At 60.9% G+C, this 12,480-nt stretch carries 11 protein-coding genes; 5 read left to right on the plus strand and 6 right to left on the minus strand.

Translation table 11 applies throughout. The features are described from left to right. Positions 1 to 6: 6 nt before the first annotated feature. From hisI to ubiE, 4 genes are read right to left on the minus strand one after another with little or no spacing between them, the layout of a single operon-like run. Positions 7 to 423 (minus strand): phosphoribosyl-AMP cyclohydrolase, encoded by a 417-nt coding sequence (gene hisI, locus MD273_RS01260; RefSeq protein WP_239035962.1) that lies wholly within the window; start codon positions 421 to 423, stop codon positions 7 to 9. Positions 424 to 452: 29 nt separating this feature from the next. Then, positions 453 to 2,096 carry a ubiquinone biosynthesis regulatory protein kinase UbiB gene (gene ubiB, locus MD273_RS01265; protein WP_239035963.1) on the minus strand — a complete coding sequence of 548 codons (1,644 nt, stop codon included), beginning with the start codon at positions 2,094 to 2,096 and terminating at the stop codon, positions 453 to 455. Next, the gene (locus tag MD273_RS01270) at positions 2,093 to 2,734 is read right to left on the minus strand and encodes a ubiquinone biosynthesis accessory factor UbiJ (protein ID WP_239035964.1); all 642 of its coding nucleotides are present in this window, start codon (positions 2,732 to 2,734) and stop codon (positions 2,093 to 2,095) included. Before MD273_RS01270 ends, ubiB begins: the two co-directional genes overlap by 4 nt. Then, positions 2,734 to 3,519: a bifunctional demethylmenaquinone methyltransferase/2-methoxy-6-polyprenyl-1,4-benzoquinol methylase UbiE gene (gene ubiE / locus MD273_RS01275; RefSeq protein ID WP_239035965.1), complete on the minus strand. Its 786-nt coding sequence runs from the start codon at positions 3,517 to 3,519 to the stop codon at positions 2,734 to 2,736. The genes MD273_RS01270 and ubiE overlap by 1 nt, the downstream gene beginning before the upstream one ends. Positions 3,520 to 3,634: 115 nt before the next feature. Between ubiE and MD273_RS01280 the strand changes: the two genes are divergently transcribed. Next, positions 3,635 to 3,913 carry a polyhydroxyalkanoic acid system family protein gene (locus MD273_RS01280; protein WP_239035966.1) on the plus strand — a complete coding sequence of 93 codons (279 nt, stop codon included), beginning with the start codon at positions 3,635 to 3,637 and terminating at the stop codon, positions 3,911 to 3,913. A gap of 9 nt (positions 3,914 to 3,922) precedes the next feature. Here MD273_RS01280 and MD273_RS01285 read toward each other — a convergent pair whose 3' ends face one another. Together MD273_RS01285 and MD273_RS01290 are read right to left on the minus strand one after the other, a co-directional pair. Then, a complete protein-coding gene (locus MD273_RS01285; RefSeq protein WP_239035967.1) occupies positions 3,923 to 4,672 on the minus strand; it encodes a DUF8198 family protein in 750 nt (249 codons plus the stop codon). A gap of 68 nt (positions 4,673 to 4,740) precedes the next feature. Continuing rightward, positions 4,741 to 5,667, minus strand: coding sequence for an alpha/beta hydrolase (locus MD273_RS01290; RefSeq protein WP_239035968.1), 927 nt, complete (start codon positions 5,665 to 5,667; stop codon positions 4,741 to 4,743). A 326-nt stretch (positions 5,668 to 5,993) separates the two neighbouring features. On the opposite strand from MD273_RS01290, the gene MD273_RS01295 reads away from it, so the two are divergent. The 4 genes from MD273_RS01295 to MD273_RS01310 all read left to right on the plus strand — a co-directional run bounded on the left by MD273_RS01295 (position 5,994) and on the right by MD273_RS01310 (position 12,340). Further along, positions 5,994 to 7,400, plus strand: a complete 1,407-nt coding sequence (locus MD273_RS01295) for a WS/DGAT domain-containing protein (protein ID WP_239035969.1) — start codon at positions 5,994 to 5,996, stop codon at positions 7,398 to 7,400. 172 nt (positions 7,401 to 7,572) lie between these two features. Further along, the gene (locus MD273_RS01300; RefSeq protein WP_239035970.1) at positions 7,573 to 8,679 is read left to right on the plus strand and encodes a porin; all 1,107 of its coding nucleotides are present in this window, start codon (positions 7,573 to 7,575) and stop codon (positions 8,677 to 8,679) included. Positions 8,680 to 8,931: 252 nt separating this feature from the next. Then, positions 8,932 to 10,101: a nitric oxide-sensing protein NosP gene (gene nosP, locus MD273_RS01305; RefSeq protein ID WP_502846039.1), complete on the plus strand. Its 1,170-nt coding sequence runs from the start codon at positions 8,932 to 8,934 to the stop codon at positions 10,099 to 10,101. After that, the gene (locus MD273_RS01310) at positions 10,079 to 12,340 is read left to right on the plus strand and encodes an ATP-binding response regulator (protein ID WP_239037586.1); all 2,262 of its coding nucleotides are present in this window, start codon (positions 10,079 to 10,081) and stop codon (positions 12,338 to 12,340) included. The genes nosP and MD273_RS01310 overlap by 23 nt, the downstream gene beginning before the upstream one ends. Positions 12,341 to 12,480: the final 140 nt, after the last annotated feature.

Consider the following 12,480-nt stretch of genomic DNA (forward strand, 5'->3'; position numbering starts at 1 on the left):
TGCTCCTCACTTGTTGCCGTAGATTGCGTCCGGATCCTTGATGACCGGATCCACCGCAACCCACTTACCGTCCTTCAGGGTACGGTAAAAACAGCTGCGCCGGCCAGTATGGCATGCAATGCCCCCTTTCTGCTCCACTTTCAGCAGGATCACGTCCTCGTCGCAATCCAGTCGGATATCCCTGACCACCTGTTGGTGGCCGGACGTCTCGCCCTTGCGCCAGAGCTTGCTCCGGGAACGGGACCAGTACACCGCGTGGCCTTCTTCGGCAGTCAGTTGCAGGGATTCCCGGTTCATCCAGGCCATCATCAGGATCTCGCCGGTTTCGGCATCCTGGGCGATGGCCGGAACGAGGCCGTCCTCGGTCCAGCGAACGGCATTCAGCCAGTCAGGGCTGTCGACAGTAGCTGAGCTTTCTTGCATTTGTGTGAATCCCGGTTTGTCTTTTGGTTTTAACGGCCGCCACGCAGGATCAGGCCGCCAGCGATAACCAGCAGGGCCCAGCTCCAGGCCGGCGTATTCTCGACCCAGGCCCGGGCTTCGGGCTGGGTTCCGATTGCCGCCGTAACGACCAGTACGGCGGCCAGACCGGCGCGGCGCCAGCGCCGTTCGGTACGGGCCTGCTGCTGTCGCAACAGTTCCAGTGTATCTCGGTTTTGCTGTTCGGTGGGGCCGGCGTGACGCATCTGTAGCAGGGCGTCGTGAATCAGTTGCGGCATTTCCGGTGACTGTTCGAGCCACGAGGGCAGGTGCGATTGCAGCGACTTCAGCAATCCGGATGGCCCGATACGCTTGCGCATCCAGTCCTCAAGGAACGGTTGTGCGGTGCTCCAGAGGTCCAGTTCCGGGTACAGCTGGCGGCCAAGACCCTCCACGTTCAGCAGTGTTTTTTGCAGCAGCACCAACTGGGGCTGGACTTCCATGTTGAAGCGCCGGGCGGTCTGGAACAGTCGCAGCAGGAAGTGCCCGAAGGAGATGTCTTTAAGGGGCCGCTCAAAGATCGGCTCGCACACCGTCCGGATGGCCGCCTCGAACTCGTTGACCCGGGTGTCGGGCGGTACCCAGCCGGACTGGATGTGCAGCTGGGCCACCTGGCGGTAATCCCGGCGGAAAAACGCGAGCAGGTTGCGGGCCAGGTAGCTCTGGTCGTCCGGAGCCAGGGTGCCGACAATGCCGAAATCGATGGCGATGTAACGGGGATCCGCCGGGTTGGAAACGTCCACAAAGATGTTGCCCGGGTGCATATCGGCGTGGAAGAAACTGTCCCGGAATACCTGGGTGAAGAAAATCTCGACGCCCTTCTCGGCCAGCACCTTCATGTTGACCCCTGCCGACTTCAGGGCCGGAACGTCGGCGATCGGGATGCCATGGATACGCTCCATGACCATTACGGACTTGCGGGTGTAGTCCCAGTCGATGAATGGAATGTAGATCAGTGACGAGTTTTCGAAATTCCTGCGCAGCTGGCTGGCGTTGGCGGCCTCGCGCTGGAGATCCAGCTCGTCATGGATGGTGGAATCATAGTCTGCCACCACGTCCACCGGGTGCAGGCGTTTGCCTTCGGACCAGTATTTTTCCAGTAGGCCGGCCATCAGGTACATCAGCGCCAGGTCCTGGTGAATGACCTTTTCAATGCCCGGCCGCAGCACCTTGACCACCACTTTCTGACCGTTGGGGAGGGTGGCGGCATGGACCTGGGCGACCGAGGCGGAGGCCATGGGATCCGGGGAGAACTCGGCAAAGAGTTCGGAGACCGGCTTGCCCAGTGAGGCTTCGATGATGTCCCGGGCGGTGTTGCTCGGGAAAGGCGGCACCCGGTCCTGCAGCTGCTTCAGGGATTCGGCCATGTCATCGGGCAGCAGGTCGCGCCGGGTGGAAAGGATCTGACCGAACTTTACGAAGACCGGGCCAAGCTCCTCAAGGGCCAGACGCAGGCGGTCGCCCCGGCTCAGTTTCGGCTGCGGAAACAGGTGCCACGGCGCCAGCAGGAAAAAAACCTTCAGCGGGCCGGGTAACTCGGCGATGGGCAGAAACGTGTCCAGCCGGTAACGGCAGAATACCCAGGCAATACGGAACAGGCGTCTCAGGCGGGTCACGGGGTCTCCGGTTCGTCGGTGTTTCCGGGCTCTTCCAGCAGTCTGAGCCGGGCCTCCAGGCGTTCGGTGCGGAGGTTCAGCTCGTCGATATCCCCGAACGTTGCCTCCAGTTCCCGGCGCCCGGGCAGGGCACGGCTCTCCTCGTGGATGTATTCCTCGAGGTTGGCGTTCATGGCGTGTATTGCCTGCCGGCTCCATTTCACCGCATTGCGGATGCGCTTGCCGAGAAAGTGGGCCGGGACATCGCCGATGTGCCGGGCCATGGCGGCTTCCCAGTCGGGATCAAGCTGGTTCAGGGCCCGCTGGAGCTGGTGGGCGAGGCCGGTATCTCCGTTTACGTCCAGCCGCCCGTCGCTGAATACGCGGTCGTCGCCGACGGCGAGGGCTGCGAAGGCAACCGGGCGACCGCTGATCTGCAGGGCTGGTTGCTCAGAAGGCTGGCTGCTCACCTTCACCCGTTGGCCTGCGCGGTCGAGGGTGTAAGTCAGTGCTACCGGTGCCGTGATGTTGAGCTGCACGGGGCCCGTCAGCGCCTGCATCAGAGCCTCACGTCCTGCCGGGTCCAGTTCGAGCGCCTGGTTCAGGGCATTCTCGACGATGGCGCTGGCAGCGGCCAGCAGGGTCGGGCCCGGAAACATCAGGGCTTGATTCCCACGTGCAGGGCCACGATACCGCCGGTCATGTTGTAGTAGCGGCAGTTCACCAGGCCGGCATTTTCCATCATGCCCTTCAGGGTTTCCTGGTCCGGGTGCATGCGGATGGACTCGGCCAGGTACTTGTAGCTCTCGCTGTCACCGGCGATGAGCTGACCCATTAGGGGCAGCGCGCTGAAGGAGTACATGTCATAGGCCTTGTTCAGCAGCGGGTTGGTCGGCTTGGAGAACTCCAGCACCATCAGTTTGCCGCCGGGCTTGAGCACGCGGGTCATGTCGCGCAGGGCCTGGTCCTTGTCAGTTACATTGCGCAGGCCGAAGGCAATGGATACGGCGTTGAAGTTGTTGTCCGGGAAAGGCAGGTGCTCGGCGTCTGCCTGGACGTATTCAATGTTGCCCGCGTAACCCCGATCCATCAGCCGGCTACGACCGACCTGCAGCATGGAGGCGTTGATGTCGGCGAGGACGACCTTGCCCGAGGCGCCCACGAGATCCGAGAACTTCATGGTCAGGTCGCCGGTCCCGCCGGCAATATCCAGAACCTGGTGCCCGGGGCGCACGCCGGAAAGCTCGATGGTGAACCGCTTCCAGAGCCGGTGAATACCCATGGACATCAGGTCGTTCATGAGGTCGTATTTGCCCGCCACGCTGTGGAAAACCTCGGCTACCTGGCCGGCCTTCTGGCTCTTCGGCACGTTCCGGAAACCGAAATGGGTGACGTCGTCCTGGCCGTTGCCGGACGGATTGGCTGGCGTTTGTTGCTCGCTCATGGGGGCTGTCCTGTCAGAATCTGAACCCCGTATTCTAACGGTTGGCGGGGTGGCTACAAGTTTAATACCGCCTTACACTGTAAAACCGATTCAATTTGGAAGAGAAAACTGATCCATGTCTGTCATTGATGTCCATCGCCCCCATTCACTGGACAAGGAACATGCCCGCCAGGCGGCGGAGACCCTGGCCCAGGACCTGTCAAAACAGTTCGATGTGCATTACCAGTGGGAAGGTGATGTCATGAAGTTCAAGCGCAGCGGCGTGAAGGGGCACCTGAACATCACCCCGGTCGATCTGCACATCCGTCTGGAGCTTGGCCTCATGCTGCGGCCGTTCAAACACCGGATCGAGCAGGAAATCCACAGCCAGCTGGACCAGATCATCCAGGCCTGACCGGAACGTCTAGAGGTTGCCCGGTAGCTCGAAAGGTGCCGGGTGGCCGGCCAGGATCTGGTCCATCACCGTTCGTTCCCGACGCACCAGCCGTTCAATCAGGCTATCGACGTTATCCATCTTCCGGAAGGCGCTGTACCCGCGGTACAGGAAACTGTGCAGATCACTCAGATCCGCCATTTCCGCCGGAGTTTTCGCCATGGACAGGAGCCACCCCAGGGTCCGGTTACGCACGTACCGATCCAGTTGCTGGCCGACTTCCGCCACCAGTTCAATCTGCCGTGCCCGGTCATCCAGGCGCTCACTTGCCCGATAGGCTTCGCAATAAACCCAGGCATCCAGCTCCGTCAGGGATTGCCGCCGCCGATTCAGCAGTTCGGCCAGTTCCAGATCCAGCTCCTGGGTTATCAGGTTGAGCTCGACCAGGCCGGCAAACGTGTCCAGCAGGTTGTCTGGTAGCCATTTGACCATTTTCGGGAAAACCCGGTCGATATTGTCATCCCGGCGGGTCATGCCTGCCGGTGCGTAGAGGTCCGTGAGCAGGAACTCGAGGCCGGCATGGTAGCCGGGGTGTTCGTACAGGTCCCGGTGGGTGGCCTTGAGTCGCTGGGCCTGCCAGTCCGCAACCCTGAAGGTGTCGTCAACCAGCGGGTGCTCTGCCTTGTGTTGCCGGAAATCATGGTACGCCAGCAATAGCCGCTGAAGCCGGCTTGCCGCTTCCGAGTGGGTTGGGGTAGTGACCAGGCGGTCACGGTACATGGGGCAGCTCCGCTAAACCGTGGATAGGGGCGCCAGTTTAGCGGAGAGCCGCCGGGGATGCAGCAGGATCAGCCCTGGGCCGTCGTTGCCGGCAGGGTCTCGAATCCCGGTATCCATTCCTTGCTGTCCAGGGTGATGAAATGGCTCGGCGCTTCGGTTTCAATGATCCGCATGGTGGTCGGGCTCTGGCGGGCGCTGGCCAGCATCGCGGAGCGGTCGAGAATCCGGTCCACCGCGGGAATCAGGAAGGTGCCATGGCGAACGTGCTGGTACACCGAGGTATCCGTCCGCGTCATCCAGTCCATGATGTTTTCAATGTTGCGGACAATAGTCAGGTGATCCTTGGTCGCCGAGAACAGTTTGCTCAGCAACTGCTTCTTGCGCGGATTCATCTTGCCGAAAAACGTCTGGCCATAGGCAGACTGGGGCGCGCTGTTGATCAGGCGGATCAGCCAGGGCCACATGCCGTGACTGACCGGCTCCAGCAACATGGTGACCAGGGCATGCAGCCGTCCCTGGGGCAGGACCGGAGCCTCAAGCACTATCTCGGCGTCTTCATAGAGCTCTGGCCACTGCTTGATGGCCTCCAGAATCACCGCACCGCCGCGGGAGTGGCCGTGGATGCGGATATTCCGGGTCGTGGGCAGGTTGGCCAGTGCCTGGTTGAGGATGCAGGCATCGTACTCGATGGTTCCTTCCAGGTGCTTGACCGGCACCTCCCAGTCCGGTGTCTCGGGCGTAACGCCGTTCACCGGGATATGGTAATTGCTGCAGGTCAGCAATATCAGCTCGGTGGTGGCACCTTCGTAGGCCTGGGTGAAGTAGCAGTGGTTTTCCAGGAAGCCATGTACACCAATAACCGTCTGTTGCGCCTCGCCACTGTGGTTGCGGACGGAAACAGCCCCCTTGCCCACGCGATAGACCCGCCCCGAGAACATCTCGGAGTAGGCGCTTTCTATCGGTTTGATCAGCTTGCGAACGTGGCTCGCTTTCATACCTGCTCTCCTCCCAGCACTGCAAAGGTCTGTTATTGGCGTTGATCTGTGCTGGTAACCTTGTTGTACCGCGATGGCTGCGGTTATTTATTGGCGCTGGATGCGTTTTTTTCGGCATTCCCCGGCCAATACGCACGAGGCGAAATCCGCTAATAACCATTGCATCAAGGCTTATAACGAGTATAGGACCGAACAGTTACTCACGTGTAATTTTTTGTAACTGTGTGCGGCAATCGCCGTGTGGAGCACTTCCGGGTTGTCTGGCACAATGCCATGTTCGGTTTTTACGTACCATTGGATCTTACTGACCCCGGGGACCCTCAGGTTTGAGTCAAGCGCAATCGCATCTCCTGCTGCCTGCAGATTCGGCCTGGCTGGCAATGGAGCGCCCGGATAATCCAATGACAATCACCGTGATGCTTAGGGTCGAGGGGCTTACCGCGCCCCGTTTTCGCGAATTTCTCAGGGTGTACTGGATGGCCTGGGAGCGCTTCAGGCATCGGCCGGTAGAACGGGGGCCCGCCTGGTGGTGGGAGCGTGACCCCCAATTCGATGTCCGGCGTCACCTGGATGTTGTCATTGAGCGCTTCTCCACCGAAGGGTTGCAGGATTGGGTGTCCGCCCGGCTGAACGAGCCGCTGCCGTTGTCACGACCGAAGTGGAAATTCTGGCTGGCTCCGAATGCCGAGGGCGGTGCGGCCCTGGTGCTGCGGATTCATCACTGCTATGCCGACGGTCTGTCTTTGCTGGGCGTCTTTGACCAGCTGTGCCCCGCCTCTCCCAGACAACACCCTGCGGTTTTCGGTGCGCCGGAGCATGGTGAGCTCTCGCGCTGGACCAGCGCGGCCCGGGCCTGGCTTGAGCAACTGGCGGCACCGGCAGCAGGGCAGAACCGGGAGTCGTCTTCGGAAGCCCCTCCGGCAGTGCCACCTCACTTTGAAACCGCCGGGGAGACGCTCGAGCAATTTACCCGGAAAGGCCTGCGATTACTGAACGAGGTCACGGAATTTCTGGGGGAGCCGGAAGATTCACCCTCCGAGCTGCGCCGGCCGCTGTTAGGCCGTCGGCATTGCCGCTGGTCGGCCCCGGTTCCGCTGGACCGTTTTCGTTCCATTGCACACGCCACCAGCGTCACCATCAATGATGTGCTGCTCAGTTGCGTGGCCGCAGCGGCCCGCTCGAGGCTGGGAATGACCGGTGATGAGCTGGAGGATGCGGTCATGCATGCGGCGGTACCTGTGGATATTCGCAGCCGCCTGCCGGACGATCTGAAGCCGGGTCCGGGCACGCTCGGCAACTACTTCGGCACCGTGTTCGTGCCTTTGCCGGTGGATGGTGACAGCCCGCTGGAGCGGCTGTACCGGATCAAGCATGAAACCCGACGGCTCAAGAAGAGCTGGCAACCCGGAATTGCCTGGGGCCTGGCATCCACCGCTTCGGTGATTCCCGGTCCACTGCGCCAGCCCATCGCCGACGTGTTCTACCGAAAGGCCTCGGTGGTGGTGTCCAACGTACCTGGTACCCGGGAGGCCCGTTACATTGCAGGTTGCCGTATCTCCGAGCAGATGTTCTGGGTGCCCCAGGCCGGCAATATTGGTCTCGGTATCAGCATCGTCAGTTACGCCGGCACGATTCAGTTCGGTGTGGTGGCGGATGAATCGGTGATGTCCGATCCCTCGGCCTTCCTCGAGGACTGTCTGCAGGAGCTGGAGTGCTTCCCGGGCGGGTCGTAATCCCAAAGTTGCGAATCCGACCCCTCCCAAAAGATCAGTAAACCTGCCCCCATGTGGCATTTTCCCCCGTTTCCCCTTCCCCGACCATGGAATTCAGGCGACAGATCGCGCCTTGGGTCCCGGACCTGCTTCTGGTCCGGAATCCGGATTTCCAACAACAACCGGGGGAATTATGAACAACAACAATTTCAGAAAGTCGGGTCTTGCAATGGCTATGGCGGCCGCTATGGTCGCGAGCGCGGGAGCGCAAGCGGCGGTTGAGGTCTACAGCGAGGACGGAACTTCGTTCTCAGTGGACGGTTACTTCAACGCCTTCTATGTGAATCGGGATGACAAACTTGCTGATACCCGGAACTCCGACGTGAAAATGGGGTTTCTGCCGAACACCATCGGCTTCAATTTCAGCAAGGAGATGGGGGAGCTGACACTGGGTGGCCGTTCTTCTTTCTGGTCCACCATCAATGACAGCCTGCAGTCGCCCACTGACACCGCCATCGACGTGCGCCAGCTCTACGCCACGGTGGACGGCTCCTTTGGCCAGGTGCTGATCGGCAAGGACTTCGGCCTGTATGCCCGGTCCAATATCTTCCTTGATGAGATCCTCATGGGCTTTGGTTCCCCGGGTGCCGCCACCGGTGTTTCCTTCGGCAACATCCGGACCGGCTACCCGTACCCGAATCCCTCCGCCCAGATTACCTACCGCTCGCCCGACATGGGTGGACTGAAAGTGGCGGCCGGCATCTTCGAACCCGCCAATACCACACCGGGTGCCCAATCGGAGCAGTCGGCGCCGCGTCTGGAAGCAGAAGTGACCTACAGTGTGGACTTGAGCGGAGTCAGTCTGACCGGCTGGATTAACGGCCGCTCCCAGAAATCGGAGAACGCCACTACGTCTGTCGATTCCTCCGGCCTTGGTTACGGTCTGAAGGCGTCGGTCGCCGGGTTCTCGCTGACCGGTTCGGGCTTTACCTCAGAGGGGGATGTGCCGGTGCTGATCACCGATACCGCTGCGCCCATTGCCGAGGAAGATGCCGAGGGTTACCTGGTGCAGGGATCCTATACCCTGGGGGCCAACCGGTTTGTCCTGTCCTACGGTGAAACCGATTCGGACCAGGGCGACTTCGAGACCGAGAACACATCGGTAGCGTTGTTCCACGACATCAACAGCAACCTGAAGGTGGTCGCCGAGTACAACATGTTCGAGCAAACCACCAAGTCGACCGGTGCCGATGCGGCAGAGATCGACACCATTGCCCTGGGTGCCATCGTAACGTTCTGAGCGTTGCCGTTACGAGGGTCCGCTCCCGGTGCCCGGCAGGAGGCCGGGTATCGGGAGCACCTGCCTAAGACTAAAGTGCCGGTTTGCCGGCACCGGAAGCGTTGGCGTCACCGGGCATTGATGAAGGAGATAGTTTAATCAATGGCTTATGATTATTTTGGCGCGCCGATAAAGAGCACGGAAGTCGCATTGGCTGGTTGTGGGGATGCCGTAGAATCGGAAGAAATCCTGAAGCCTTTGGAGCCGGTGATCATGAGGCCAGCGACGACCCTGCCCGCTGTCAGGGTGGCAAGTGCCAGCGTGCGAGACCCGGTGCTGGCCGCCACACAGCTCGCCAGTCAGTTGAGTCATGAAAATCTTGGCTGCGTCCTGTTTTTCTGCTCGGCCGAATACGATCTGGAACGGCTCGGCCCGGCCCTTCAGAGTGCCTTCCCGAGTGTCCGCGTCTGCGGTTGCACCTCGGCCGGAGAGATTACGCCGGACGGTTACGGTCGGGGCTGCATAACCGCCATCGGTTTCGACCGCCGTTATTTCTCCATCGAGTGTGCCCTGATCTCGGCGCTGGACCGCTTTACGCTGCAGGACGCCCAGAGTGTCATCGACGGTCTGCTGGCAACATGCCGGGACGCGCGATTGGCACCGGTGAAAGGCAATACTTTCGCCATCACCCTGCTGGACGGCCTGTCCAGCCGCGAGGAGCTGGTGCTGGCGACCCTGAATTCCGCGCTGGGCACCATTCCCCAGTTCGGAGGATCGGCCGGCGATGACGAGCGCCTGGCCAACACCCACGTGTTTTTCGATGGCCAGTTCCACACCGGAGCGGCCACGGTGATGCTGGTGAACACGCCCCTGGACTTCCGGGTGTTCTCTACCCACCACATGGTCGACCGCAGCGAGAAACTGGTGGTGACCGATGCCTGTCCGGAAAGCCGTACCGTGTTCGAGCTTAACGCGGAATCGGCAGCAGAGGCCTATGCCCGAGCCGTTGGCGTCAGTGTTGATGCCCTCGACCGGAAAACCTTTGCGCTCCGGCCATTGGGCGTGAAGATCGGCGGCCATTACTTCGTCCGCTCGATCCAGCGGGTCAACCCCGATGGTAGCCTGACCTTCTACTGCGCAGTGGAGACCGGGATTGTGATGACTGCCATGGAGCCTGAGGGCCTTCTCGACAGCGTGCGTCAGCAGATCGAAGCCTCCGAGCGGGTGGTGGGAGCTCCGCTGGTCACCATCGGCTGTGATTGTTTCCTGCGCCGCCTGGAGGCGGAGCTTACCGGTGAAGTGGCTGCTGTGTCCGAGTTTCTGCGGCACCACAAGGTTATTGGCTTCAATACCTACGGCGAACAATTCGACGGCATGCATATCAACCAGACGTTTACGGGGGTGGTGATTGGCCAACCTGATGCCGGCTCGGGAACATCCTGAGAATCTCAAGGAAGAGCCGAAGGACCGGCGTATTGCCGAACTGGAGGCGGAAAACCAGCGGCTGCGGCGAATCCGGGATGCCCTGATCGAGCGGGTGGAGTCGGGCGTGGCCCACAAGCCGGAGCCCTACGCAGCGTTCGAGCATTCGGTCATCCTGGCCGAACAGGTGCGCGAGCGCACCGATGCCCTGAATCGCGCCATGGAGGAACTCAAGGCCAGCAACAAGGCCCTGTGCCGGGCGAGGGAGGAAGCGGAGACCACCCGCCAGCGGCTTAACGATGCCATCGAGAGCATCGCCGACGGCTTTGTCCTGTTCGATCGCCAGCACCGGATGATCCAGAGCAACAGCCGTTTTCGCAGTTACTGGCGTCATGTGGATGTCAGCGCCCCCGAACCCGGCACCTCCATCCAGGATGTCAAAGCCCGGGCGAGGGTGTCAGGGCTTATTGTCGAAGAACACCGGCATGAAGACGCAGAGGGTGCGGTATTCCTCCTCTCCAATGACCGATGGGTGCAGGTGACCGAGCGACCGACCCGGGAGGGCGGACTGGTGGTGCTCTATTCCGACATCACCGACGTCAAGAACAGCGAGATGGCGCGGCGGCTCAAGGCGCTGGAGGAGAGTGAGCGCTGGATCCGTGTGGTCACCGACCATGTTCCGGCGCTGATTGCCTATGTTGGCGCCGACATGACCGTGCAATTCTGTAACAAGGTCTACGAGGCCTGGTACGGAAGGGCCGGCTCGCCCCTGTTGGGACAGCGTCTGGATGAGATTCACTGCCCGGATTTCTACCAGCGTTTGTTGCCCCAGATCATGGAGGTCATGGATGGTCACAACGTTACCTTCGAACTGGAGGAGACGGGCGAGGATGGGGATGTGCGTTACATGCTGCGCTCCTACGTGCCCAATTTTGACGAATATGGCGACATCATCGGTTTCTTCGTTCTGATCCGGGACATTACTGACCGGCGCAAGACTGCCCTGGCTCTGGAGCAGGCTTACGATAACCTGGAACGCAGGGTCAAGGAGCGCACGGCCGCCCTGACCGGACTGAACAACCAGTTACGCCAGGAGATTTCGGAGCGTGCCATGGTGGAGGCCAGGTTGAGGGACGCCAAGCTGGAAGCCGAGCGCGCCAACATGTCCAAGACCAAATTCCTGGCTGCGGTCAGCCATGACCTGTTGCAACCGCTGAACGCCGCCCGTTTGTTTACCAGTGCGCTGCAGGAACAGTCTTTCGGACCCAAGGCCGAGGGTCTGGTGAGATCGGTCAGTACTTCCCTGGACGACGTCGAGAACCTGCTTGGAACGCTGGTGGACATCTCCAAGCTGGACGCCGGCGTGATCAAGCCGGATGTCACCGCCTTCGACCTGCGGGATCTGCTCAACAACATTGCCCGCGAGTTCCGCCAGATGGCTCTGGCGGAAAACCTCCAGCTGGATTTCGTTCCCTCGTCCGCGGTGGTGGAGTCCGACTCTCAGCTGTTGGCGCGGATACTCCGCAACTTTCTCACCAACGCCATTCGCTATACCCGCTCGGGTCGAATCCTGTTGGGGTGCCGGCGGCGGAAGGATCACGTGCTGTTGCAGGTCTGGGATACCGGGCCGGGCATTCCCGATGACAAGCTCACGGAAATCTTCCAAGAGTTCAAACGCATCCAGCCAAGTGGTTCGCAGGCGGACAAGGGGCTGGGGCTGGGCCTCGCCATCGTCGACAAGATTTCCCGCATGCTCGGTCACGAAGTCACCGTCTCCTCGGTGGAGGGTCGGGGCTCGGTGTTCAGCGTGCGGGTACCGGTGGGCCGACTCCGGCCGGATCGGCCGGGCGCGGATCCTTCAGCGGAAAGCCGGCTGGACGGAGGCCTGAGTGGCGCCAGGGTCTGGGTGATCGACAACGACCTGGCAATCTGCCAGGGCATGAAAACCCTGCTTGAAGGCTGGGATTGCCGGGTGGTCACGGCGAAGTCGCTGGAGGATCTGGAGCGGCAGTTGGCGCCTGAATCGAGCCCCGTGGATCTGATCCTGGCCGATTACCACCTCGATAACGAGGAGAACGGTGTCGATGTGGTGGGGGAAATCAATCGCCGGCGCGCCGTTCCCGCGCCGGTCCTGATGATTACCGCCAACTACACCAATGAGCTGAAGCAGCATATTCGCGAGCTCGGCTATCTGTTGATGAACAAGCCGGTAAAGCCGCTGAAGTTGCGGAGTGTGTTGAACCACGTCATTCGGGGTTGAATGAAAGAGGGGTCAGAAGAAAGCGTTCTTCTGATCCCGGCCGTTGCTTTGGGGTCTGATGAACTGGTTCATCTGACCCCATGCTCCAGTCGAGTGCTGAGCCCCGGCATTAAAAAAGGGGTCAGATGAAAGCCTTCATC

The sequence above is a fragment of the Marinobacter sp. C7 genome (assembly GCF_022343555.1).
Lineage (GTDB): Bacteria > Pseudomonadota > Gammaproteobacteria > Pseudomonadales > Oleiphilaceae > Marinobacter.